This is a genomic window from Micromonospora sp. NPDC093243 (assembly GCF_044753725.1).
Lineage (GTDB): Bacteria > Actinomycetota > Actinomycetes > Mycobacteriales > Micromonosporaceae > Micromonospora.
This window is the reverse complement of record NZ_JBIVNT010000004.1, coordinates 316,063-338,249: the sequence shown is the minus strand read 5'-3', so window position 1 is coordinate 338,249 and position 22,187 is coordinate 316,063. Positions and strand designations below refer to the sequence as shown.

Annotated in this window: 23 protein-coding genes and 1 pseudogene; 12 read left to right on the top strand and 12 right to left on the bottom strand. The window is 73.8% G+C overall.

The features are described from left to right. Positions 1-3: 3 nt before the first annotated feature. Positions 4-1,488, bottom strand: a complete 1,485-nt coding sequence (gene glpK / locus ACIP9D_RS15320; RefSeq protein WP_350871613.1) for a glycerol kinase GlpK — start codon at positions 1,486-1,488, stop codon at positions 4-6. Positions 1,489-1,587: 99 nt separating this feature from the next. Between glpK and ACIP9D_RS15315 the strand changes: the two genes are divergently transcribed. Then, positions 1,588-2,526 (top strand): ribose-phosphate pyrophosphokinase, encoded by a 939-nt coding sequence (locus ACIP9D_RS15315; RefSeq protein ID WP_350871615.1) that lies wholly within the window; start codon positions 1,588-1,590, stop codon positions 2,524-2,526. 72 nt (positions 2,527-2,598) lie between these two features. On the opposite strand, the gene ACIP9D_RS15310 is transcribed toward ACIP9D_RS15315, so the two are convergent. Then, complete coding sequence (locus ACIP9D_RS15310) at positions 2,599-3,051, bottom strand: ATP-binding protein (protein WP_350871617.1); 453 nt, start codon at positions 3,049-3,051, stop codon at positions 2,599-2,601. Between the two features lie 120 nt (positions 3,052-3,171). On the opposite strand from ACIP9D_RS15310, the gene macS reads away from it, so the two are divergent. Both macS and ACIP9D_RS15300 read left to right on the top strand, forming a co-directional pair. Beyond that, a complete protein-coding gene (gene macS / locus ACIP9D_RS15305; RefSeq protein WP_350871618.1) occupies positions 3,172-4,296 on the top strand; it encodes a MacS family sensor histidine kinase in 1,125 nt (374 codons plus the stop codon). An 80-nt stretch (positions 4,297-4,376) separates the two neighbouring features. Beyond that, positions 4,377-5,036 carry a response regulator transcription factor gene (locus tag ACIP9D_RS15300; RefSeq protein ID WP_350872131.1) on the top strand — a complete coding sequence of 220 codons (660 nt, stop codon included), beginning with the start codon at positions 4,377-4,379 and terminating at the stop codon, positions 5,034-5,036. A 6-nt stretch (positions 5,037-5,042) separates the two neighbouring features. Here ACIP9D_RS15300 and ACIP9D_RS15295 read toward each other — a convergent pair whose 3' ends face one another. The 3 genes from ACIP9D_RS15295 to ACIP9D_RS15285 all read right to left on the bottom strand — a co-directional run bounded on the left by ACIP9D_RS15295 (position 5,043) and on the right by ACIP9D_RS15285 (position 7,510). Beyond that, positions 5,043-5,615: a DUF5709 domain-containing protein gene (locus ACIP9D_RS15295; protein WP_350871620.1), complete on the bottom strand. Its 573-nt coding sequence runs from the start codon at positions 5,613-5,615 to the stop codon at positions 5,043-5,045. Positions 5,616-5,720: 105 nt separating this feature from the next. Continuing rightward, on the bottom strand, positions 5,721-6,512 hold the full coding sequence (locus ACIP9D_RS15290) for an ATP-binding protein (protein WP_400450030.1): 792 nt from the start codon (positions 6,510-6,512) through the stop codon (positions 5,721-5,723). Next, positions 6,512-7,510 carry an SDR family oxidoreductase gene (locus ACIP9D_RS15285; RefSeq protein ID WP_350871624.1) on the bottom strand — a complete coding sequence of 333 codons (999 nt, stop codon included), beginning with the start codon at positions 7,508-7,510 and terminating at the stop codon, positions 6,512-6,514. Before ACIP9D_RS15285 ends, ACIP9D_RS15290 begins: the two co-directional genes overlap by 1 nt. 233 nt (positions 7,511-7,743) lie before the next feature. Here ACIP9D_RS15285 and ACIP9D_RS15280 point away from each other — a divergent pair, with 233 nt between their 5' ends. Continuing rightward, on the top strand, positions 7,744-8,943 hold the full coding sequence (locus tag ACIP9D_RS15280) for a glycosyltransferase (RefSeq protein WP_350871626.1): 1,200 nt from the start codon (positions 7,744-7,746) through the stop codon (positions 8,941-8,943). Here ACIP9D_RS15280 and ACIP9D_RS15275 read toward each other — a convergent pair. The 4 genes and pseudogenes from ACIP9D_RS15275 to aroA form a co-directional block, all read right to left on the bottom strand. Continuing rightward, a pseudogene (locus ACIP9D_RS15275) lies at positions 8,901-9,801 on the bottom strand (hypothetical protein). The gene ACIP9D_RS15280 and the pseudogene ACIP9D_RS15275 overlap by 43 nt on opposite strands. A 59-nt stretch (positions 9,802-9,860) precedes the next feature. Next, entirely contained in the window at positions 9,861-10,679 is an 819-nt protein-coding gene (gene hisN, locus ACIP9D_RS15270) for a histidinol-phosphatase (RefSeq protein WP_350871627.1), read from the bottom strand. Between the two features lie 28 nt (positions 10,680-10,707). Next, the gene (gene rsgA, locus ACIP9D_RS15265; protein WP_350871629.1) at positions 10,708-11,847 is read right to left on the bottom strand and encodes a ribosome small subunit-dependent GTPase A; all 1,140 of its coding nucleotides are present in this window, start codon (positions 11,845-11,847) and stop codon (positions 10,708-10,710) included. Continuing rightward, a complete protein-coding gene (gene aroA / locus ACIP9D_RS15260; RefSeq protein ID WP_350871631.1) occupies positions 11,817-13,118 on the bottom strand; it encodes a 3-phosphoshikimate 1-carboxyvinyltransferase in 1,302 nt (433 codons plus the stop codon). Before aroA ends, rsgA begins: the two co-directional genes overlap by 31 nt. A gap of 103 nt (positions 13,119-13,221) precedes the next feature. Between aroA and ACIP9D_RS15255 the strand changes: the two genes are divergently transcribed. From ACIP9D_RS15255 to rsrA, 5 genes are all read left to right on the top strand, one after another. Beyond that, entirely contained in the window at positions 13,222-13,929 is a 708-nt protein-coding gene (locus ACIP9D_RS15255; protein WP_350871633.1) for an SOS response-associated peptidase, read from the top strand. A 198-nt stretch (positions 13,930-14,127) separates the two neighbouring features. Continuing rightward, positions 14,128-14,520 (top strand): WhiB family transcriptional regulator, encoded by a 393-nt coding sequence (locus tag ACIP9D_RS15250; protein ID WP_350871635.1) that lies wholly within the window; start codon positions 14,128-14,130, stop codon positions 14,518-14,520. Between the two features lie 142 nt (positions 14,521-14,662). Then, complete coding sequence (locus ACIP9D_RS15245; RefSeq protein ID WP_350871636.1) at positions 14,663-15,280, top strand: alpha/beta family hydrolase; 618 nt, start codon at positions 14,663-14,665, stop codon at positions 15,278-15,280. Between the two features lie 348 nt (positions 15,281-15,628). After that, positions 15,629-16,447 carry a sigma-70 family RNA polymerase sigma factor gene (locus ACIP9D_RS15240; protein ID WP_350871638.1) on the top strand — a complete coding sequence of 273 codons (819 nt, stop codon included), beginning with the start codon at positions 15,629-15,631 and terminating at the stop codon, positions 16,445-16,447. Position 16,448: 1 nt separating this feature from the next. Further along, positions 16,449-16,736 (top strand): mycothiol system anti-sigma-R factor, encoded by a 288-nt coding sequence (gene rsrA / locus ACIP9D_RS15235; RefSeq protein WP_350871639.1) that lies wholly within the window; start codon positions 16,449-16,451, stop codon positions 16,734-16,736. A 120-nt stretch (positions 16,737-16,856) separates the two neighbouring features. On the opposite strand, the gene ACIP9D_RS15230 is transcribed toward rsrA, so the two are convergent. Continuing rightward, positions 16,857-16,931: a 50S ribosomal protein bL37 gene (locus ACIP9D_RS15230; protein WP_369700219.1), complete on the bottom strand. Its 75-nt coding sequence runs from the start codon at positions 16,929-16,931 to the stop codon at positions 16,857-16,859. A gap of 220 nt (positions 16,932-17,151) precedes the next feature. Here ACIP9D_RS15230 and ACIP9D_RS15225 point away from each other — a divergent pair, with 220 nt between their 5' ends. Then, the gene (locus tag ACIP9D_RS15225) at positions 17,152-17,373 is read left to right on the top strand and encodes a biotin/lipoyl-binding carrier protein (RefSeq protein ID WP_350871641.1); all 222 of its coding nucleotides are present in this window, start codon (positions 17,152-17,154) and stop codon (positions 17,371-17,373) included. Next, a complete protein-coding gene (locus ACIP9D_RS15220; protein WP_350871642.1) occupies positions 17,370-17,876 on the top strand; it encodes a GNAT family N-acetyltransferase in 507 nt (168 codons plus the stop codon). The genes ACIP9D_RS15225 and ACIP9D_RS15220 overlap by 4 nt, the downstream gene beginning before the upstream one ends. Before the next feature lie 69 nt (positions 17,877-17,945). Here ACIP9D_RS15220 and ACIP9D_RS15215 read toward each other — a convergent pair whose 3' ends face one another. Further along, positions 17,946-18,530: a helix-turn-helix domain-containing protein gene (locus tag ACIP9D_RS15215; protein WP_350871644.1), complete on the bottom strand. Its 585-nt coding sequence runs from the start codon at positions 18,528-18,530 to the stop codon at positions 17,946-17,948. A 112-nt stretch (positions 18,531-18,642) separates the two neighbouring features. Here ACIP9D_RS15215 and ACIP9D_RS15210 point away from each other — a divergent pair, with 112 nt between their 5' ends. Beyond that, the gene (locus ACIP9D_RS15210; protein ID WP_350871646.1) at positions 18,643-20,226 is read left to right on the top strand and encodes an MDR family MFS transporter; all 1,584 of its coding nucleotides are present in this window, start codon (positions 18,643-18,645) and stop codon (positions 20,224-20,226) included. A gap of 89 nt (positions 20,227-20,315) precedes the next feature. On the opposite strand, the gene ACIP9D_RS15205 is transcribed toward ACIP9D_RS15210, so the two are convergent. After that, positions 20,316-22,166 (bottom strand): tetratricopeptide repeat protein, encoded by a 1,851-nt coding sequence (locus ACIP9D_RS15205; protein WP_350871648.1) that lies wholly within the window; start codon positions 22,164-22,166, stop codon positions 20,316-20,318. Between the last annotated feature and the right edge of the window lie 21 nt (positions 22,167-22,187).

The following is a 22,187-nucleotide window of genomic DNA, read 5'->3' as shown; positions in this document are numbered from 1 at the left end:
GGCTCACTCCGCCCAGTCGAGGGTGCGCTGTACGGCCTTGCGCCAGTTGCGCAGCTCCGCATCGCGCAGCGCCGGATCCATCGCGGGGGCCCACTCGGCGTCGGAGCGCCAGTGCGCGCGCAGGGTGGCCAGGTCGGGCCAGAAGCCGACGGCCAGGCCGGCGGCGTACGCGGCGCCCAGGCAGGTGGTCTCGGTGATCCGGGGGCGGACCACCGGCACGTCGAGCACGTCGGCGAGGAACTGCATCAGCAGCTCGTTGCCGGTCATCCCACCGTCCACCCGCAGCCGGCGCAGCGCCACGTCGGAGTCGGCGTTCATCGCGTCGACCACTTCCCGGGTCTGCCAGGCCGTGGCCTCCAGTGCCGCCCGGGCCAGGTGTCCCTTGGTGATGTAGCCGGTGAGCCCGGCGATCACGCCACGCGCGTCGCTGCGCCAGTGCGGCGCGAAGAGCCCGGAGAACGCGGGCACCACGTAGCAGCCGCCGTTGTCCTCGACGGTGCGGGCCAACTCCTCCACCTCGGGCGCGGTGGAGATCAGACCGAGGTTGTCCCGCAGCCACTGCACCAGGGACCCGGTCACCGCGATCGCCCCCTCCAGGGCGTACGTGGCGGGCTGTCCCGCGATGCGGTAGGCGACCGTGGTGAGCAGGCCGTGCGACGAGGCGACCGGGCTCGCCCCGGTGTTCAGCAGCAGGAAGCTGCCGGTGCCGTAGGTGCACTTGGCCTCGCCGGGCTGGAAGCAGGTCTGCCCGAACAGCGCGGCCTGCTGGTCGCCGAGCGCACTGGCCACCGGCACCCCGGCGAGCACCCCGGTGGCCGTGCCGTAGACCTCGGCGGAGCCGCAGATCCGCGGCAACATCGCGGCCGGCACGCCCATCGCGTCGAGCAGTTCGGCGTCCCAGTCCAGAGTGGTCAGGTCCATCAGCATGGTCCGGCTGGCGTTGGTCACGTCGGTGACGTGCCGGCCGGTCAGCTTCCAGATCAGCCAGCTGTCCATCGTGCCGAAGAGCACTTCGCCGGCCTCGGCCCGGGCCCGTAGCCCGTCGACGTGCTCCAGCAGCCAGCGCAGCTTGGGGCCGGCGAAGTAGGTGGCCAGCGGCAGGCCGGTGCGGGATCGGAACAGCTCCTCGCCGTACGCCTGGTCGAGCTCGCGCAGCTGCGGCCCGGTCCGGGTGTCCTGCCAGACGATCGCGTTGGCCACCGGGCGGCCAGTGGCCCGGTCCCAGACCACGGTGGTCTCCCGCTGGTTGGTGATGCCGACCGCGGCCAGCCCGGCCGGGTCGGTGCCGGCGGTCTGCAACGCCGCACGGACCACCTGCTCGACGTTCGCCCAGATCTCCTCGGCGTCGTGCTCGACCCACCCGGGGCGGGGGAAGATCTGCCGGTGTTCGCGCTGCGCCACCGAGACGATCGCCCCGGCCCGGTCGAAGACGATGCACCGCGAGGAGGTGGTGCCCTGGTCGATGGCGGCGACGTACTCTCCGGTCACGGCAGCACCGTACCCGCCCCGACGGCGGCGCGGCGACCGCCGGAACTCTCCTCGTGGGTCGGCAAGACGGCCGAGCGGCGGCCCGTACGATCTGCAGACGTGCGTGACATCGCCGTCTTCAGCGGAACCGCCCACCCTGACCTCGCCGCCGAGATCTGCACCAACCTGGGCGTGCCCCTGCACCCCGTGCGGGTGTCCCGCTTCGCCAACGACTGCCTGGAAGTGCAGTTGCAGGCCAACTGCCGGGAACGGGACGTCTTCCTGATCCAACCGCTGGTGCCGCCGGTGCAGGAGCACCTGGTCGAGCTGCTGCTCATGATCGACGCGGCCCGGGGAGCCTCGGCCGGCCGGATCACCGTGGTGCTGCCGCACTACGCGTACGCCCGGTCGGACAAGAAGGACGCGCCGCGGATCTCGATCGGGGCCCGGCTCGTCGCCGACCTGCTCACCTCGGCCGGGGCGGACCGCGTGCTGGCCATGACGCTGCACTCGCCGCAGGTGCACGGCTTCTTCAGCGTGCCGGTCGACCACCTGCACGCGCTGCGCGAGCTGGCCCGGCACTTCCGGCGCTACGACCTGAGCAATTCGGTGGTCGTCTCGCCCGACCTGGGAAACGCGAAGGAGGCGGCGGCCTTCGCCCGGATGCTCGGCACCCCGGTGGCCGCCGGCGCGAAGCAGCGGTTCAGCGACGACAAGGTCACGATCAGCGCGGTGATCGGCGACGTGGCCGACCGGGACGTCATCGTGCTCGACGACGAGATCGCCAAGGGCAGCACGGTGGTCGAGCTGATGGAGCATCTGCGCGAGCTGAAGGTGCGCTCGATCCGGCTGGCCTGTACCCACGGCCTCTTCTCCAGCGACGCGCTCGGCCGGCTCAGCGACCAGGAGGGCGTGTTGGAGATCGTCTGCACCAACACCGTGCCGATTCCGGTGGCGAAGCGGGTGCCGAAGCTGCAGGTGCTCTCGGTGGCGCCGGCGTTGGCCGAGGCGATGCGGCGGATCCACAACGGTGAGTCGGTGAGCGCGCTCTTCGCCTGAGCGGCCCGGCTGCTGCGGTGGCCGTCCGGCGCCGGCGGTCGGCTGTCGCCGACGGCGCGGCGACCAGTCGGGTCAGGCGGAGGAGGTCGGGGCGGTGACGGCGGCGCTGATCCGGACGATGGTGCCGGTCTCGCCGCTCTCGACCTCCATGGTGTCGCTGAGCTGCCGGGCCAGCCAGAGCCCCCAGCCCCCGGCGATCTCCGGCTCCGGGCGGCTCCGGTCGCCCAGCCGCCGGGCGCTGATGCCGTGCCCGTGGTCGGCGACCTCGCAGACCAGCCGCTCGCCACGCTGCCACAGCCGCAGCGACCCGCTCCCGCCACCGTGCCGCACCGCGTTGGTGATCAGCTCGTTGACCGCGAGCACGAAGTCGTCGAGGCGCTGCCCGCGCAGCCCCGCAGCCTGCGCGCAGGAGCTGACCGAGTGACGCAGCTCGGTCACCTGAGCCTGCTCGAAGGCGTCGGCGATGAGGAGGGAAGGTTCGATGGGCACAACCGTACGCGGTGCGCTGGGCTCGGCGTTCGTCATGGCCCCGTCCCGACAGCGGATCTAGGAGTTATTCGCGGCATTTCCACCGTACGTCAGGGTTTCCTGATCTGCATCAGGCGGCCCCCCGTCCGGCGGACGCACTGTGGCATGGTGGCGCCCATGCCGTCGTCGCCGGGTGGGTTCGAGGTACCGCTCTGGCGTGCCATCGCGGTGTTCCGGGTGGCCTCGCTCGCGTACGTCTGCCTGCTGGCGGTGCGCGACGCCGACCGGTACGCCCACCCGCTCGCCGCCGCCGGCCTGGTGCTGGCGATGATCGTCTGGACCGGGGTGACCGCGCTCGGCTACGCCCGACCGGCCTGGCGCGGCTGGCCGCTGCTCCTGGCCGACCTCGGAGTGGTGCTGGCGATCATGCTGGCCACCCCGTGGGTGATCGGCCGGTCGGCGCTGCACGCCGGGGTGCCCACCCTGGCGGTGGCCTGGCTGGCCGGCCCGGTGCTCGCCTGGGCCGTCTCCGGCGGCCGGCGGCGGGGCACCGTCGCGGCCCTGGTGATCGGCGGCGCGGACCTGGCCACCCGGGAGCGGGTCAGCCAGTCCTCGCTCACCGGTGTCATCCTGATCCTGCTCGCGGGGGTGGTGGTGGGGCACGTCGCGCGGCTGGCGGTCACCGCGGAGGAGCGGCTGCACCGGGCCGTGGAGCTGGAGGCGGCCACCCGGGAGCGGGAGCGGCTGGCCCGGGACATCCACGACTCGGTGCTCCAGGTGCTCGCCCTGGTGCAGCGGCGCGGTGCGCACCTGCCGGGGGAGGCCGGGGAGCTGGCCCGGCTCGCCGGCGAGCAGGAGGCCGCGTTGCGGGCGCTGATCGCCGGCGCCGTCCCGGCCGGGGTGACCGACGACGGTCCGGTCGACCTGCGCGCCCTGCTCGGGCGGTACGCCGCCGCGACGGTGTCGGTCTCCGCGCCGGCCACCCCGGTGCCGCTGCCCGGGCCGGTGGCGCGCGAGTTGGCGGCCGCGACCGCGGCGGCGCTGGAGAACGTGCGACGGCACGCCGGCGGGCGGGCCTGGGTGCTGATCGAGGACGAGGGGACGACGGTGACCGTGTCGGTTCGCGACGAAGGGCCGGGCATCCCGGACGGCCGGCTGGCCGAGGCCGTGACGCAGGGCCGACTCGGGGTGGCGCAGTCCATCCGGGGCCGGATCGCCGAGCTGGGCGGTACGGCGCGCATCGTCTCGACGCCCGGCGCGGGCACCGAGGTGGAGTTGACGGTGCCGAGGGTCGACCGGTGACCGGGCCGGACGCCACCGCAGCTGCCGGCGGAGCGCCCGGGCCGGCGGGGCACGCCCATGCGGGTGGCCCGGTGCGGGTGATGGTGGTCGACGATCACCCGATGTGGCGGGAGGGGGTGGCCCGCGACCTGACCGAGGCCGGTCACCTGGTGGTCGCCACCAGCGGCGAGGGCCGGCAGGCGATCAGGGTGGCGGCCGCCGCCCGGCCCGACGTGGTGGTGCTGGACCTGCAACTGCCGGACATCTCCGGAGTAGAGGTGATCCACGGGCTGCGGGCCGCGTTGCCGCAGGTGCGGGTGCGGGTGCTGATGCTGTCAGCGAGCGGCGAGCAGCAGGGTGTGCTGGACGCGGTCAAGGCGGGGGCGACCGGCTACCTGGTCAAGTCCGCGGCGCCGGCGGAGTTCCTGGAGGCGGTGCGCCGCACCGCGGCCGGCGAGCCGGTCTTCACCCCCGGCCTGGCCGGCCTGGTCCTCGGCGAGTACCGGCGGTTGGCGGCCAACCCGGCGTCGGGTGGTCCCGACGCCGGGCCCGGGAGCGACCTGGCGCCGCGGCTGACCGACCGGGAGACCGAGGTGCTCCGGCTGGTCGCCAAGGGGATGTCCTACAAGCAGATCGCGCAGCGGCTCGGGCTCGCACACCGTACGGTGCAGAACCATGTCCAGAACACACTGGGCAAGCTGCAGCTGCACAACCGGGTCGAGCTGACCCGCTACGCGATCGAGCGGGGCCTGGACAGCTGACCCCGGTCAGACCGAGTGCGGCGGTCGGGTCTCGTGGATGGCCAGCTCCTCGGCGCTCGCGCCGCCACCGGCCGCCCCGGCGTCGTACGCCACGTTGTCGGTCTCCTGGTCCGTGTGCGCGCCCTCGTCCGGTTCCACGAGTCGGCCCACCGTCGCGTCGGCGACCGTGCCGAGCTGGCCGTGGTCGTAGACCGAGACCGGGGAGTTCGGGTCCGAGGTGGGGCCCGGGTCGATCACGTCCGCGTCGAGCTGGGCCTGCGCCGCGGCCTCGTCGCTGGTCGCCTCGGCCGCGATGTCCGGGTCGACCGTTCCGGCCAGCGGGTCGTCGACGGGACGCTCGTAGCTCTCCCGCTGGAGCTTGTAGTCCAGCGACTCGCCGTCGAGCTGCTCGTCGGCGGTGGTCCCGAACCGGTCCACCGCGACCGGGGTGCGGTCGCCGGGGAGCTGGGCCGGGTCCGGACCGTCCGCCTCACGACCGGTCAGCACGTCGTCGTTGGCGGTCGAGTCGTCATCGGCGGTGCCCGGCAGGCCGTTGGCCTCCGGGTCGGACACGGGGGTCGGGTACTCGTCGTCGCGCATGACGGATCTCTACCCGCTCGACCCGCCGCTCATGCCGTGCTGTTGTCCCGCGAAAGCCGCGAAGGGTAAGAAACCGCCCGCGCTGCGGTGGGGGCGCGGCGCCGATCAGAGCGGAGGCTGGTCGGCGGGGTTCAGGACGCACCAGACGACCTTGCCGTCCGGGACCGGGCTGCTGCCCCAGCGTCGCGCCACCGTGTCGATCAGCAGCAGGCCGCGACCGCCGGTCGAGGTCAACGGAGCCAGCCCGGCGAAGGTGGGCTGGCGCGACGAGTGATCGCGGACGGCCAGGTGCAGCAGGGGGCCGTCGGGGGCGAGCCGCACGGTCATCGGGGTGCGCGCGTGCGCGACCACGTTGTTGACCATCTCGGTGATGGCGATGCTGCCCGGCTCGGCGAGGGCCGGCATGCCCCACCGCCGACAGCCGTCGGTGACCAGCTCCCGGGCCTGCCGGGCGGCGCCGAGCACCGGGGCGAGGTCGGTGTTGAGCACCGCGGCCTTCGGCGACTCGGCCAGCGCCGCCATCGCCCCGTCGAGGGTCGACCAGACCGGCACCCCGGCCAGCGCCGGATGGCCGGCCGCCGCGGGGTCGCAGACCAGCAGACCCGCCGCGGGCCAGTCGGCGACCTCCCGCTGCACGTCCGCGAAGACGGCCCGGGCGGCCGGGTCGGTGAACCGCAGATCGGTCAGGTCGGCCACCACCGGGCCGGGACGCTCACAGAGCCGGGTGAGCAGCGCGTCGCGGACACGCCCGGTGCCGGACGGGTCGAGCACCCCGGTCAGCCGGAGCACCGCGCTGGACTCGTCCGTCTCGACAAGGAACTGCACGTCCGTCGGCATGATCGACCCATTGTGCACGTCCGCCACCGCCCGCGCATTCGACCGCTCGGCCCGGCTCATCAGCGGTCCGTCCGGGCGCGGCGGGTACGTGCGGCCATCGTGCCGACCGCCGTGCCGGCGGCGGCGAGTCCGAAGGCGGCGGTCATCCGGACCAGTTGCCGTCGCCGGCCGTACCAGCCCCCCTCCCGTCGACCCTCCGCGTCGGCCCGGAACACGTTGCCGGTGCTGTCCGCGCGGGAGCCCGGCCCGAACTGGGTACGGTGCGCGTACCAGCCGAGGGTGCGTTCGGCGAGCGCCGGCGCGAGCCGCCACTGGAGGCCGATCAGCCGTGCCGCGCCACCGGCGTACGCCTCCCGGCGCGGCCGGCGCAGCAGCCGGACGATGGTCGCGGCAACCGTCTCCGGCGGGTAGATCGGCGGCGGCGGCACCAGCTCTCGGCCGGTGTGGTTCGCGGTGTGCCGGAAGAACGGGGTGTCGATGGTGGCCGGCAGCACCGTGCAGATCGAGATGTTGCCCCGGCCGGTGACCCGCAGCTCCTGGCGGACGGTGTCGGCCAGGCCGCGGATGGCGTGCTTCGTGGCGTTGTACGCCGACTGGTACGGCATCGCCACCTCCGCCAGCACCGAGGCGTTGTTGACCACCACCCCGCCCCCGGCGGCGCCGAGGTACGGCAACGCGGCCCGCAGACCGTGCACGGTGCCGAGCAGGTTCACCTCCAGCACCCGACGGAACTCGGCGACCGGGATCTCGTCGAAGAGCCCGACCACGCCCACCGCGGCGTTGTTGATCCAACCGTCGATCCGGCCGAACTCGGTCGCCGCGCGGTCGGCCAGCTGCTCCACCGAGGCCGCGTCGGTGACGTCGGTCGGCACGACCAGCGCCCTGCCCCCCAGTTCCCGGCAGCGCTGGGCGACCCGGGTCAGGGCCGACTCGCTGCGGGCGGCCAGGACGACGGCCGCGCCCCGGCGGGCCAGGGCGTACGCGGTGGCGGTACCGATCCCGCTGGAGGCGCCGGTGACCACCACGGTGGCCTCGTCGAGGCTGCGGCTGAGAGGCATTCTTCGCCGGTACCCCCGCCCGGGGCGGGTCATGCCGCCGATGCAGGTCGGATCAGCACAAACCGTGATCACCGGACGGCGATCCGGGAGGCTGAAGTGCTTGTCGTGGCGCAAGCGTCCGGGGCACCTGCCCGGGCTGTTCCCGATCTGCCAGGTTTCGGCTTACGGGCCCCTGGTTAATGGGACCCTCTGACCGGGAGGACCACTGCTAGAAGATCGCATGGAGGTGACCCATGCGCGTCGGTCTCGTCTGCGCGCACGCCGGCCCGACCAGGACGACCGAAGGCCCTGCCGTCGGTACGCACCAGCACATCGCACGGGTCGCTGCCGAACTGGCCGGACGAGGCCACGAGGTGCGGCTCTACGAACGCCGGGATGATCCGGGGCTGTCGGAGACCCTGGAGATCGACGGCTACCGGGTGGAGCGGGTTCCGGTCGGCCCCGCCGCGCCGCTGTCCACCGCCGAGCTGATCCCGTACGTGACCGGCTTCGGCGGCTGGCTGACCGACCGCTGGGCCGGTGACTGGAGTCCGGACGTGGTGCACGGGCACTACTGGGTGGGTGGGCTGGCCGCGGCGCACGCCGTCCGGGAGACCGACATCCCGGTCGTGCAGACCTTCCACTCGCTCGGCGTCGAGCAGCTGCGCCACCTCGGCCGGCAGTACGGCGGCCCGGGGGAGCGGATCCCGCTGGAGCGGGCCCTGACCCGGGCGGTGGACATCGCAGTGGCCCAGTGCAACGACGAGGTCGACGAGCTCACCCGGATGGGCCTGCAACGCACCGCGGTGGCGATGGTGCCCACCGGGGTGGACACCGAGCTGTTCCACCCCGACGGTGAGGCGGCCCCGCGCGACCGGCGGGCCCGGATCCTCTCCGTGGGCGGCCTCTCGGCGGGGCACGGCCAGGAGGACCTGATCCAGGCGATGCGGCTGGTCGGCGACGCGGAGCTGGTGATCGCCGGCGGCCCGCCCGCCGAGCAGTTGGCCGGCCACGCCGAGGCCCGCCGGCTTCGTGAGCTGGCCGATCAGGCCGGCGTGGCCGACCAGGTGAAGCTGGTCGGTGCGGTGCCGCACGACCAGATGGCCACCTGGTACCGGTCGGCCGACGTGGTCGCCTGCACCCCGCACTACTCCTCCGCCGGGCGGGTGTCGCTCGAGGCGATGGCCTGTGGCGTGCCGGTGGTGGGCTACGCGATGGGCGGGATCGCCGACGCGGTGGTGGACGAGGTGACCGGGCGACTGGTCCCGCCGGGCGACGTACGCGCCCTCGGCGTCACACTGCGCCGGCTGCTCTCCGACAACGCCGGGCGGTTCGCGTACGGGCACGCCGCGGTGGACCGGGTGCGGTGCAGCTACAGCTGGGAACGGACCGCAGGCGCGCTGGAGCGCCTCTACGAACGGGTGGTGGGCCGGCGCAAGCCCGTCGAGGCCTGAGCGTCAGCCGGGGCGACCGGCGCCGACCATGGCCTGGTCGCGCCGGCGGGCCACCGCGTGGTGGTGCTGCGGTTCGGCGTACCGGGTCAGGCCGATCACCGCGGCCAGGGTGACCAGGAAACCGACGCCGGCCAGCCACTCCCGGCCGGGCCAGATCTTGTCGTTGAGCAGCAGCAGGCCGACGATCGCCGCGGGCACCGCGCCGGCCGCGTCCATCGCCGCCACCGCCGCGGTGGTGGAGCCGCGCTGCATCGCCAGGCCGAGCAGCAGCTGCCCGACAATCGAGTGCGCGATCAGCAGATAGAGCAGCGGGTTGCGGGCGAACGCCTCGGCCGACGGCACCGAGGCCAGCGGGCGCGCGGCCACCGCGGCGGCGGAGAACGCCAACCCGGCCAGCGAACCGAGCGCCACCGAGCCGGGCGCCCCGTGCAGCCGGACCGCGAAGAAGCCGAGCACCGCGATCACGCCGAGCACCGCCAGCAGGGCGATCAGCCCGGCCGGGCCGAGCTGCTTCGACGGCGCCGGCCGGGCGGCCAGCACCAGCGCGCTGATCCCGGCGAAGAGCAGCGCCAACAGCACCACCTCGGCGGCCGGTAGCCGCCACTTCAGCACCAGCACGCCGAGGATGGCGGTGACCCCGAGACCGGCCGCCACACTCGCCTGCACCAGGAAGAGCGGCAGGTCGCGGCGGGCCAGGAAGGCAAGCACGAAGCCGCCGACCTGACAGCCCAGCCCGACCAGGTACGTCCGGTGCCCGGCCAGGCGCAGCAGCAGGCCGGGATCGAAGGTGTGGTGCACCGTGGTGCGGGCGGCGGCGACCGACTGGAGCAGGTTGGCGACGCCGTAAGCGACGATCATCGCCGCAAGGAAGCACCAGCCGGAGGAGACCACCTGGCGAGGATAGAGGTTGCTGAGGGTCAGCGCTCGGCTGGTCGAGCCAGCCGAGCCAGGATGTCGGCGTGCAGCGCACCGTTGCTGGCCAGCGCGCTGTGCTCGGTGTCCGGGCCCGCGACCGGGGCGGACGCGCCGGTCAGGTCGGTGACGACGCCGCCCGCCTCGGTCACGATCGGCACCAGCGCGGCGATGTCCCAGAGCGACAGCTCCGGCTCCACCATCACGTCGAGTGCTCCCTCGGCCAGCAGCATGTAACCGTAGAAGTCGCCGTACGCCCGGCTGCGCCAGCACTCCCGCATCAGGCCGAGCATCGCGTCCAGCCGCCCGGCCGCCTCCCATCCGGTCAGGGACGAGTAGCAGAAGCTGGCGTCGGCGAGTCGCCGCACCGCGGAGACCCGGATCGGCTCGCCGCCGGCCTGGTCCGGCCCGGCCCACGCCCCCGACCCGCTCGCGGCCCACCAGCGGCGGCCCAGCGCCGGCGCGGAGACCAGCCCGAGTACCGGGCGATCCCCCTCCAACAGCGCGATCAGGGTGGCCCAGACCGGCACCCCCCGGACGAAGTTCTTGGTGCCGTCGATCGGGTCGACCACCCAGCGCCGGCCGTCCGGCCCGGTCGCCGGCTGCGCGCCGTACTCCTCGCCGAGCAGCCCGTCGGCCGGTCGGTGCTCGGCCAGCAGCGCGCGGATCTCCCGCTCCACCGCGGTGTCCGCGTCGGAGACCGGGGTGAGGTCCGGCTTCGACTCCACCCGTAGGTCCAGGGCGCGGAAGCGGGCCGTCGAGACCGCGTCGGCGGCGTCGGCGAGCCGATGGGCGAGGTCGAGGTCGGCGGCGTACCCGGTCATGCTGGCAACCTAGCCGACGCCCGCCGGATCACTCGTCCGGCCCGCGGCGGTCGCCCTCGCCGGGTCCGCGCTGGTCGGCGTCGCCGCGCGGGTCGCTCTCGCCGGCCCGGGAGGCGAGCAGCCGGCGGTACGAGGCCAGCCGGCGCGGGTCGGCCTTGCCGGCCGCCACCCAGGCGTCCAGCCCGCAGTCCGGCGCGTCGGTGGTGTGCGGACAGTTGGCCGGACAGTCCACCGTCCCCTCGACCAGGTCGGGGAAGCCGTGCAGGAGGCTGTCCGCGGAGACGTGGGCCAGCCCGAAGCTGCGGACCCCCGGGGTGTCGATGATCCAGCCGGGGTCGTCGCCGCCGCCGGGTGTCGCCGGCAGCCAGAGCGCGACCGCGCTGGTCGAGGTGTGCCGTCCCCGGCCGATCGCGCTGACCGTGCCGACCGCCCGGGCCGCGTCCGGAACGAGTCGGTTGACCAGCGTCGACTTGCCCACCCCGGAGTGCCCGACCAGCACCGAGATCCGCCCCGCGAGCAGCGCCCGCAGGGCGGCCAGGTCCGAATCCGGGCGGATCAGCACGTACGGCAGCTCCAGCTCGGTGTAGTAGTCGAGCACCGCCTCCGGCCCGGCCAGGTCGGCCTTGGTGAGGCAGAGCAGCGGCTCGACGTCCGCGTCGTACGCGGCCACCAGGCAGCGGTCGATGAAACCGGTGCGCGGCGGCGGGTCGGCCAGCGCGCTGACGATCACCAACTGGTCGGCGTTGGCCACCACCACCCGCTCCAGCCGGCCCTCGGCGGTCGTCGCGTCGTCCTCCGCGGTGCGGCGCAGCACGGAGCGTCGCTCCGCGATCCGGACGATCCGGGCCAGCGCACCGGCCGCTCCCGAGGTGTCCCCGACCAGCCCCACCCGGTCGCCGACCACCACCGACTTGCGGCCCAGCTCGCGGGCGCGCATCGCGGTCACCGTCGGGGTGGGCGCGTCGCCGAGCACGCAGGTGTAGCGCCCGCGGTCGACGGCGATGACGAAGCCGTCCACCGCGTCGGCGTGCAACGGGCGGGTCCGGGTGCGCGGGCGCGACGACTTGCCGGGCCGGACCCGCACGTCGTCCTCGTCGTACTCCCGCCGTTTGGTCGCCAGGACCACCCTCCGTCGCGTCAGCTCTTGCCGGTCACCATCGCTGACCATAGTGCCGGGAACTCGGGCATCGTCTTCGAGGTACACGCCACGTCGTCCAGCTCGATGCCGGGCACGGCCAGCCCGGCCACCGCGGCGGCGTGCGCCATCCGGTGGTCGGCGTAGGTGCGGAACGTCCCGCCGCGCAGCGGGCGCGGCCGGATCTCCAACCCGTCACGGGACTCGGTGAGGTCGGCGCCGAGCGCGGCGAACTCCCGCGCCAGCGCGGCGATGCGGTCGGTCTCGTGGCCGCGGATGTGCGCCACCCCGGAGAACCGGGACGGCGAGTCGGCCAGCATCGCCAGCGCGGTCAGCGCCGGGGTCAGCTCGCTGACGTCGGCGAGATCGGCCTCGATGCCGTGCACCGCGCCGGTGCCCCGTACGGTCAGTCCGGTGGTGGTGAGGGTCACCTCGCCGCCCATCTGCTGCAGCAGCGTGCGGAGCCGCTCGAGTGGCTGGGCGCTGCTGTGCGGCCAACCCTGGAGCGTCACCTCGCCACCGGTCACCAGGGCGGCGGCGAAGAAGGGCACCGCGCCGGAGAGGTCCGGTTCGATCTCCCAGCCGCGCCCGGTGAGCGGACCGGGCTCGACGGCCCAGACGTCGGGCGTGGTGTCGTCGACCGCCGCGCCGGCGGCCCGCAGCATCTGCACGGTCATCCGCAGGTGCGGTGCGGACGGGACCGGCGGGCCGACGTGCCGGACCACCACCCCGCGGTCGAAGCGGGGCGCGGCCAGCAGCAGGCCGGAGACGAGCTGGCTGGAGGCGGAGGCGTCGATCACCACCTCGCCGCCGACGACCCGACCGGCGCCGAGCACGGTCAGCGGGAGGCTGTCGGCGCCGGCGACATCGATGCGGACCCCGAGCGAGCGCAGCGCGCCGATCAGCGGCCCGAGCGGCCTGGTCCGGGCCTGCGGGTCGCCGTCGAAGGTGATCTGCCCGTCGGCCAGGCCGGCCACCGGCGGGACGAAGCGCATCACCGTGCCGGCCAGGCCGACGTCGACGTGCGCCGGACCGACCAGCCGGTGCGGCCGGACCAGCCAACGGTCGTCGTCGCTGATCGACATGTGCGCGCCCATCGCGCGCAGGCCGGCGGCCATCAGTTCGGTGTCCCGCGCGCGCAGCGGCCCGGCGAGCGTCGACGGGCCGCTGGCCAGCGCGCTGAGCACCAGCGCGCGGGCGGTCATCGACTTGGAGCCGGGCAGGCGCAGCGTGACCGCGACCGGGTCGGAGGCGGTCGGTGCGGTCCACGGCTGAAGCGGCCGCGTCGCGGTCAGATTCCCCACGGTTACATTCTGCCGTGTCGGGCCGGGGGTGGCGCCGGCCGGTGACCCGACTCCCGGTTGGCGGGACACCGGACACCCCGTCCGGCGGGTTAGCGTGTGGGACATGTGCGGCAGGTACGCGACGACCCGGAGCGCGGGTGAGCTGAGCGCGCTCTTCGAGGCGTACGACGAGACCGGGGGCCGGCTCGGGCCGGACCACAACGTCGCACCCACCGACCCTGTTCCGCTGGTCCGGGTGTCGAGCGAGGGGCACCGCGCCCTCTCCGTCGGCCGCTGGGGCTTCCTGCCGCACTGGGCGCGCAGCGCCGCCGGCGCCGCCCGCATGATCAACGCGCGTGCCGAGACGGTGGCCACCAGCCGGGCGTACGCGGGTGCCTTCGCCCGCCGCCGCTGCCTGGTGCCGGCCGACGGCTGGTACGAGTGGGTCCGCTCGGCGGGCGGCCGGCAGGCCTACTACATGACGCCGCTGGACTCCTCGGTGCTCGCCTTCGCCGGCATCTGGTCGCTCTGGGGCACCGGCGACCAGGCGTTGCTCACCGTCAGCGTGCTGACCACCGCCGCGGTCGGCGAGTTGGCCGAGGTGCACGACCGGATGCCGGTGCTGCTCCCGCACGACCGCTGGGCCCCGTGGCTGGCGCCGACCGACGATGCGGAGTCGCTGCTCGCACCGCCGGCGCCCGACTGGCTCGCCGGGCTGGAGGTCCGTCCGGTCGGCCCGGCGGTCGGCGACGTCCGCAACGACGGCCCGCAACTGGTCGAGCGGGTGCCGGTGACGCCGGCCGTCGCCGCGAAGGATCTGACGCTCTTCTGATCACGTTGCGCGCATATACGCGTGCCGATTTGCCAGAGTTCCGGGTGAAACGTCGCCTGACCGTTCAGCCATCTTCGCGGTAGCCCCTTGTGACCGTGCGCATAAGTGCGATAGAACACAGCGCCGGTGGTGAGTGTCGATTCGCAGGGGGCGGACGACGCCCATCGATCTTGCCGGTCCCACGGGGGAGGTGGGTGGATGACACGGGCGCGTATGCCCCGCCCGCATGAGGTGGCCGCCGCACGACGAGATCCGCGACTGCTCCGCGCACTGCGCGAGCGGCGCGAGGACGACGCGTGGCGGACCAGAGGAACCTGTCAGTCGGTCGATCCGGAGACGTTCTTTCCGGCGCCGAACGAGCCCGCCGACGCGGCGGTCGCACTCTGCCGCAGCTGCGAGGTGCAGGGCTCCTGTCTGGCCTGGGCGCTGGAGGTCGGTGACTGCCACGGCGTGTGGGGCGGCACCACGCCGCGCGAACGTCGGGCCATGCTGGTCGCCTGGCGCGGCGAGGTCCAGCCGGATCCGGACGCCATCGACGAGCCCGGCCCGCCGGTGCGAGATCAGCTGCTCACCCTCGTCCCGCTGAGCTGACCGAGGGCTTCACGATCCGCCCGGCCGGGCCGCGGCCGGGTGCGTCGCGACCGACGGGTCACGGGTGGTTGTTGATCTGGCGACGATGCGCATTCGGCGGCGTTCCGGCCGTGCGCCGGCGGGCGGGGCGCAGAATGAGCCGGTGCACAGCAGCGATGAGATCGGCACCCCGCGCGGGCCGGCCCGCACCGAGACCGATCTGCCGGCCGGGCCGGTGACCGCGCTGCTGGTGCTCGGGCACGGCGCGGGCGGTGGGGTGGACGCGCCGGACCTGCTCGCGGTCCGGGACGCGGCGGTGGCCGTCGGCGTCGCGGTGGTGCGGGTGACCCAGCCGTACCGGGTCGCCGGTCGGCGCGCGCCCGCGCCCGCCGGGCACCTGGACGAGGCGTGGACGGCGGTGCTGGCCGCGCTGCGGAACCGGCACGCCGATGTACCCACGCTGCTCGTCGGCGGGCGTTCCAGTGGGGCCCGGGTTGCCTGCCGCACGGCCGCTGCGACCGGCGCGGCGGGGATCGTCGCGCTGGCGTTCCCGCTGCACCCGCCGGGCCGCCCGGAGCGCTCCCGGGCGGCGGAGTTGTCGACCGGTCTGCCGACCCTGGTGGTCAACGGTGACCGGGATCCGTTCGGGGTGCCCGACCCGGGCCCGGGGGTGACCGTGGTCACCCGCCCCGGTGAGGGGCACGACCTGCGGAAGGACCCGATCGGCACGGCGGCGGTGGTGCGGGACTGGCTGCGCGGGCAGGGCTGGGCGGCGGCCTGACCGCTCGGCCGGGGGCCCGGGGTGCCGGGACCCGACCCGGGCCGGACCGGGCGGCCCACCGTTCGGCCGGCGCTGGCGTGGCGACTTCGCCGAAGCGGACCAGCGGGGCCCGCCGCGCCGGGCGGCCCGTTTCCGGCGGCCGCGCAAGGTCGTTGCATCGGATGGTGCCGGCGCCCGGTTCGAGCGGCGGAACCATCCTCCCAGGCCCTTCCTGGTCCCAGCGCCGGCACCGCCGACGCCGGGGCCAGGAAAGGGGTGGCCGGCGGAAAAGGACGGCGGTCCGGAATGCTCCGCCCGGCGTCGGGCGTTACTACCCCCGGACGACTTTTCTGGCGGAGGGGGGACCGGGTGCCGACCGAGACACGGAGCCGGGAACGGGACGATCGGGACGCGCGGCAACTGCGCCAGTTGCTCACCGCCCCGGAGTGGCCCGCCACGGCGAAGCCGGGTGCTACCGGTGCGGTGAGCACCAGCACACCGGCCGGAACTGAATCTGTGGGCAGGTCCGTACGCGTATCCTCGGCGGGAAAGCATCCGACGCGAGGGGATGTGCGGTTGACCACCGAAAAGACCGACGAGCGCAGGGCCCGCTTCGAGCGGGACGCGATGCCATTCGTCGATCAGCTCTACGCTGCCGGGCTGCGGATGACACGCAACCCGGCGGATGCCGAGGATCTGGTTCAGGAGACCTACCTGAAGGCGTACGCCGCCTTCCACCAGTTCGAGCAGGGCACCAACCTGAAGGCCTGGCTCTACCGGATCCTGACCAACACCTACATCAACTCCTACCGGCGCCGGCAGCGGCAGCCGGTGCAGGCGCCGACCGACGAGATCACCGACTGGCAGCTCGCCGAGGCCGAGTCGCACACCTCCAGCGGGCTGCGCTCGGCCGAGACCGAGGCGCTGGACCGGCTGCCGGACAGCGACGTCAAGGAGGCCCTCCAGCAGCTGCCGGAGGAGTTCCGGATGGCCGTCTACCTGACCGACGTCGAGGGCTTCTCCTACAAGGAGGTCGCCGACATCATGGGCACGCCGATCGGCACGGTGATGTCGCGGCTGCACCGCGGACGGCGTAATCTGCGCAAGCTGTTGGAGCAGTACGCCAGGGAGCGCGGTTTCTCCGCCTCCACCAAGGGCTCGACCGCTCCCGCCGGCCGGGAGGTGTGACGTGAGCTGTGGAGAGCCGCACGAGACCGACTGCCGCGAGGTGCTCGCGGAGGTCTACCTCTATCTCGACCTGGAGTGCGCCGACGAGCGGCGCACGCTGATCCGCCACCACCTCGACGAGTGCGGGCACTGCCTGCGCGAGTACGGCCTCGAGCAGGAGGTCAAGGCGCTGGTGGCGCGGTGCTGCGGCAACGAGACCGCGCCCGACGAGCTGCGCGAGCGGCTCCGCGTGCGGCTGACCGAGCTGGTGGTCTTCGAGAGCAGCGAGTCGCGCGAACTGGCCGACTGAGGCCGGTCGCCGTACGACCGACACACGCCGGTGGCCCGGGTCGATCCGACCCGGGCCACCGGCGTATCCGGCCACGGCCGGATGGGCTGACTGTCGTCGACGGGCGTGGCCCGCGCGAGGTCAGGAGTTGGGGCGCTTGCCGTGGTTCGCGCCGCTCTTCTTGCGGGCCTTCTTCTTCCGGGCCTTCTTCGCCATGGTGACCTCCTCGTGAAATGTCGGATCCGGCTGCGCACGACCTCGGCGCCGGCGCACGCACCGGCCCGCCCGGCACCGGGGTCCGACCCGTTGATGCTAGTTGGGTCGCCGCCGGCCGTACCGCGCCGGGGCGTCGTCGGGATGCGGCCGGTCGCTCCGCGCCCGCGGGCCGTCGTCGCATGATTGGATACGTCGGCAGGTAACCGCGAGAGGGAGGGCCGTGCAGATGGCCGAGGAGATCCGCGCCGAGATGGTGGCGAACGTCTGGAAGGTCGTCGCGTCGGCCGGGGACACCGTGTCCGAGGGGGACACCCTGGTGATCCTGGAGTCGATGAAGATGGAGATCCCTGTCGTCGCCGAGTCCGAAGGCGTCGTGCAGCAGCTCGCGGTCAACGAGGGCGACGTGGTGCAGGACGGCGACCTGATCGCGGTGATCGGTTGACCGGCCCGCTGGTCCGCCCGGCGGTCCCGGCCGACTTCCCGGCGATCGCCCGGCTGACCGTGGCCGCGTACGAGGCGGACGGGCAGCTCAAGGGCGAGCACGGCTACGGCACGGTGCTCGCCGACGTGGCGACCCGGGCGGAGCACGGCGAGGTGCTGGTCGCCGTGGACGAGACCGGGGCGGTGCTCGGCTCGGTCACCTTCGTGCTGCCGGGCAGCCGGTTCGCCGAGCTGTCCCGCCCCGGTGAGGCGGAGTTCCGCATGCTCGCCGTCGACCCGGCCGCCCAGGGGCGGGGTGTCGGCGCGGCGCTGGCCCGGGCCTGCGTCGCGCGGGCGACCGAGCTGGGCTGCTCGGCCGTGGTGATCTGCGTGCGTAGCGGGATGGCCCAGACGGCCCACCAGCTCTACGCGCGGCTCGGCTTCGTGCGCGCTCCGGAGAAGGACTGGGCGCCGGTGCCCGGGGTGGAGCTGCTCGGCCTGCGGCTGGAGCTGACCGCCGCCTGATCCCGACGCTGGCCGAATCTGAACCGGGTTCGGTCGGGTCGGCCCGGTCGTGGTCGTCGGTCGGCTGGCTCAGCCCTGCTCGGCGTCGGCCGGCGTGCCGATCGAGGCGAGCAACTCGTCGGCCACCTCCAGGGCGATCTTGCGCCGCTCGGCGTCGGTGATGTGCGGCGTCCGGACGGCGAACCAGCTGCTGTGCACGGCGAAGAGCGAGAGCGTGGCACGCAGCTGTGCGCCGGGGGAGTCGTCGCCCCGGCAGAGCTGGTTGGCCAGCTTCATCATCCGGCCGCGCATCTGTTGCCCGGCGGTGAGGCTCTTGAGCACGGTCTGGTTCTGCTCGAAGAAGCGCATCACGGAGGGCTGGTCGCCGGCGAACATCTCGTCGGCGTAGCGGGCGATCAGGGTCCGTCGGGTCTCCCGGGTGGCCGGCTGGGACTCGGCCCAGGCGACCAGCTCCTCGATCCGCTCCAGCCGGTCGTCGACGAAGCTGGTGACGATTTCGTCCTTGCTCTTGAAGTGGTAGTAGAGCGCGGCCTTCGTCACGTTCAGCCGCTCGGCGATCTCCCGCAGCGAGGTCTTCTCGTACCCCTGCTCGGTGAAGAGCTCAAGCGCGACGGCCTTGATGCGCTCGCGCGTGCCGCCTGTGCTCTCCCTCACCCGTACCACCCAATTCGCTTGACCATAGTTGCCTCACCAACTTACCGTGCGGCTAGTAAGGAAACTAGCCGGGCGGCAAGTAAGCAAGCCGCTCCTCGGGGGGAGCTTACCCATGACTCAGGCAACCCAGGCTGTCGCGCGACCCAACGTCCGGGTGGTGCTCTTCGGCCTGATGATCGCGATGATGCTCGCGATGCTCGACAACATGATCGTCAGCACCGCGCTGCCACGGATCGTCAACGAGTTCGGCGGCCTGAGCCACTTCACCTGGGTGGTCACCGCGTACGTGCTCGGCACCACGGTCTCCACCCCGATCTGGGGCAAGCTCGGCGACCTCTACGGTCGCAAGTCGGTCTTCCTCACCTCGGTCGGTCTCTTCCTGCTCGGCTCCGCGCTCTGCGGCATGGCCGGCTCCGGGTTCCTCGGCGGTCCGTCCGACGGCATGGTCCAGCTGATCGCCTTCCGGGCGGTGCAGGGCCTCGGCGCCGGCGGTCTGATGGTCGGCGTGATGGCGATCATCGGGGATCTGGTCCCGCCCCGTGAGCGGGGCCGCTACCAGGGCATGATCGCCGGCATCATGGCCATCGCCATGGTGGCCGGCCCGCTGGTCGGTGGGTTCATCACCGATCACCTCTCCTGGCGCTGGGCGTTCTACGTGAACCTGCCCCTCGGCGGCGTCGCGCTGGTGCTGCTGATCACGACGATGCACCTGCCGAAGTACCGCACCGAGCACCGGATCGACTGGCTGGGCGCCGCGCTGCTCTCGGTCGGCATCACCGCGATCGTGCTGATCACCACCTGGGGCGGCAACGAGTACGACTGGGCCTCCGGTCAGATCATCGGCCTGGCCGCACTCGCCCTGGTCACCCTGATCGCCTTCGGCCTCGTCGAGCGGCGGGCACCCGAGCCGATCCTGCCACTGGGCCTCTTCGCCAACCGGAACTTCGCGTTGATCTCGGTGATCGGCTTCCTGCTCGGCTTCGCGATGTTCGGCGCGATGAACTTCCTGCCGCTCTACCAGCAGACGGTGCAGGGCGCCTCCGCCACCAACAGCGGCCTGCTGCTGCTTCCGTTGATGTTCGGCATGCTGGTGGTCTCGCTGGTGATCGGCCGGGCGATCACCAGGACCGGTCGCTACCGGGCGTACCCGATCATCGGCGGCGTGGTGATGGCCGCCGGCATGGGGCTGCTGACCATGCTCGACGTGAACACCAGCAAGGTCGAGTCGTCGGTCTTCATGTTCGTCCTCGGCGTCGGCATGGGCTTCCTCATGCAGACCACGATGCTGATCGCGCAGAACAGCGTGGAGCAGAAGGACCTGGGCGCGGCGAGCGGCGCGGCCACCTTCTTCCGCTCGATCGGCGGCTCGTTCGGCATCTCGCTCTTCGGCGCGATCTTCGCCAACCGGCTGGCCGGCTCGGCCGCGGGCGGCGCGTTCAGTGGCGGCGGGGAGGGCGGCGCGCTGGACCTGGCGCAGCTCAAGCGGCTGCCCGCGCAGGCCCGCGAGCTGGTGCTCGGCGGCCTCGCCGACGCGATCTCGCACGTCTTCCTCTGGGCGGTGCTCTTCACCGTCGCGCTGCCGGTGCTCGCCTGGTTCATCAAGGAGATCCCGCTGCGCACCGGCAACGAGCCAACCCCACAGACCACCCCCGAAGAGCAGGCCGAAACCGCCCTAGCCAAGGCCCCCCTCGCCTAACCCACCCCACCCCCGCCTGCCCCCGCCTGCCCTCGGTGATCAAGAGGTTCGCGTCAGGAATCCGGCCTCCGGTGACGCGAACCTCTTGATCACTGGGGCGTGGGGGGCGTGCGGGGGCGGCGGAGGGGGGTGAGGAGGCGGTGCCACAGGCGGGCCAGGGGAGTGCGGGGGCGGGGGAGGGTCGGCCGCGCGCCGAGCAGTTCGGTGGCGAGGGCGGCGGTCGCGCCGTCCAACGTCGGAGTGGCCAGGGCCAGGTGAGCCAGCGAGGTGGCGAGGGGCATCGGGCGGACCCGGGCCACCGCCGCCGCGTCGGCCAGCCGGTCGGCCACCACCTTGGCCACGTCGGGGCGTACCGCCGGGTCGACCCAGGCGGCGGTGACCAGGGCGAAGAGCGCGGCCTCGGTGATCCAGTCCTCGACACCCCAGACCAGGTCCAGCAGCACCCGGCGCCGGGTGGAGTCGTCCCACGGCTCGTCGGTGCGGTGGTGCAGCAGGCCGAGGCAGGCCCACACCTGTACGCAGCGGACCCAGAGCGTCGGGTCCTGCCCGCCGAGCACCCGGCCGACCGCGGTGGCCGGCGGCTCGGGCGGATGCACGAGCAGCCCGAGCAGATCCGTCAGATCGAGGGTGGCCAGGCCGACCGCGGCGTCGTAGGCGGCGGGTGGATGCGGCCAGGCCGGGTGCACGAGCTGCCGGACCCGGTCGGCGGCCGCCGCGGAGGGGGCGGGAATCGCGGGAGCGGCCACCGTGCCCTGGTAGTGCCAGAGCTGCCGGGTGCCGGCCCGCCGCGGCTCGCGGGCGTCCGGCTCGACCACTCCGGCCACCTCGATCCGCATCCCGGGCACGGCCGCCTCGGCCGTCCGCATCGCGCTCGGCGGGGCCAGGGTCAGCAGGCGTACGGCCGCGCCGACGCCCCCGTGGTCGTCGGCGACGGCCAGCCGCAACGCGTCGACCACCGGCCCGGCGGCCGGGGTGACCTGCCCGAGCCAGGGCCGGCTCCGGCAGGACTCGGCCAGATCGCCGTGCTCGTGCGTGTCGTCCGGGTGGTCCCGGACGAAGTCGGCGAGCGCGATCAGGTGCGCCACGTCGCCGTCGCGCTGGTAGCGCAGCCGGTGCGCGGTGTGCACGGCGCAGTCGAAGGACGGGTCGCGAGCCAGCGCCCGCTCGATCCAGTCCAGTGCCTCGTCGAGCTTGCCGATGTCGGCCAGGGTGCCGGCGATGTCGGCGTAGACGGCGAGGTCGTCGGGGTCGTGCCCGACGGCCCGGCCGAGCGCTGCGAGCGCCTCCCGGGTCCGCCCGGCGCTGCGGTACGCGTACCCGAGCCAGACCTCGCCGATCTTGGACGGCTGCGCGCGTACGCCCCGACTGGCCCAGCGGATCGCCAGCGCGACCTCACCGAGCCGCCGGGCCAGCGCGGACGCCGCGCCCAGCAGCAGACCGTGCTCGGGATGGACGGTGACCGCGTTGCGGGCCAACGTGAGGTAGGCGGCCACCGCCGGCCGGCCGGCACGGGGCACCGGATCGGGCACCGCGGCGCAGACCTGCATGAGCAACTGCGCGGCGTGCTCCGGCGCGAGCCGTTCGGCCAGTTCGGGTGCGGTCACCCAGGGCACTCCGGCCCAGTCGGTCTGCGGCGCGTAGCCGGTCGCCGCGACGAGCAGCTCGAGCCCCTCGCCCGGGTGCCCCGCGGCGGCGAGCAGGTGGGCGCGGGCGACCACGGCGCCGACGAAGGTGTGGTGGGACAGTGGGAAGAGGTCGACGCCCCCGCCGGCGGCCGTGGCGAGCCGGGCCAGCGTCTCGTGCACCTCCGGCAGGGTCGGCGCCTGCGCCAGCGCGCCGGCCACGTGCCCGGCGGCGTGGTCCAGATCGCCCTCGTCGATCGCCAGCCGGGCCAGGGCGAGCTCCTCCGCCGCGGAGAGCGCGCGGTCGTCCTCGGGCACGTCGTCCTCTCGTCGGGTGCG

Coding starts and splice junctions, on each gene's coding strand:
- ACIP9D_RS15280 (WP_350871626.1), top strand. CDS start 7,744: ATGCGCGTCGGTCTCGTCTGCGCGCACGCCGGCCCGACCAGGACGACC.
- ACIP9D_RS15285 (WP_350871624.1), bottom strand. CDS start 7,510: ATGCCTCTCAGCCGCAGCCTCGACGAGGCCACCGTGGTGGTCACCGGC.
- hisN (WP_350871627.1), bottom strand. CDS start 10,679: ATGACCGGGTACGCCGCCGACCTCGACCTCGCCCATCGGCTCGCCGAC.
- ACIP9D_RS15300 (WP_350872131.1), top strand. CDS start 4,377: ATGGTGGTCGACGATCACCCGATGTGGCGGGAGGGGGTGGCCCGCGAC.
- macS (WP_350871618.1), top strand. CDS start 3,172: ATGCCGTCGTCGCCGGGTGGGTTCGAGGTACCGCTCTGGCGTGCCATC.
- ACIP9D_RS15290 (WP_400450030.1), bottom strand. CDS start 6,512: ATGAGCCGGGCCGAGCGGTCGAATGCGCGGGCGGTGGCGGACGTGCAC.
- ACIP9D_RS15295 (WP_350871620.1), bottom strand. CDS start 5,615: ATGCGCGACGACGAGTACCCGACCCCCGTGTCCGACCCGGAGGCCAAC.
- ACIP9D_RS15210 (WP_350871646.1), top strand. CDS start 18,643: ATGACTCAGGCAACCCAGGCTGTCGCGCGACCCAACGTCCGGGTGGTG.
- ACIP9D_RS15250 (WP_350871635.1), top strand. CDS start 14,128: ATGACACGGGCGCGTATGCCCCGCCCGCATGAGGTGGCCGCCGCACGA.
- rsgA (WP_350871629.1), bottom strand. CDS start 11,847: ATGGTCAGCGATGGTGACCGGCAAGAGCTGACGCGACGGAGGGTGGTC.
- ACIP9D_RS15310 (WP_350871617.1), bottom strand. CDS start 3,051: ATGACGAACGCCGAGCCCAGCGCACCGCGTACGGTTGTGCCCATCGAA.
- ACIP9D_RS15255 (WP_350871633.1), top strand. CDS start 13,222: ATGTGCGGCAGGTACGCGACGACCCGGAGCGCGGGTGAGCTGAGCGCG.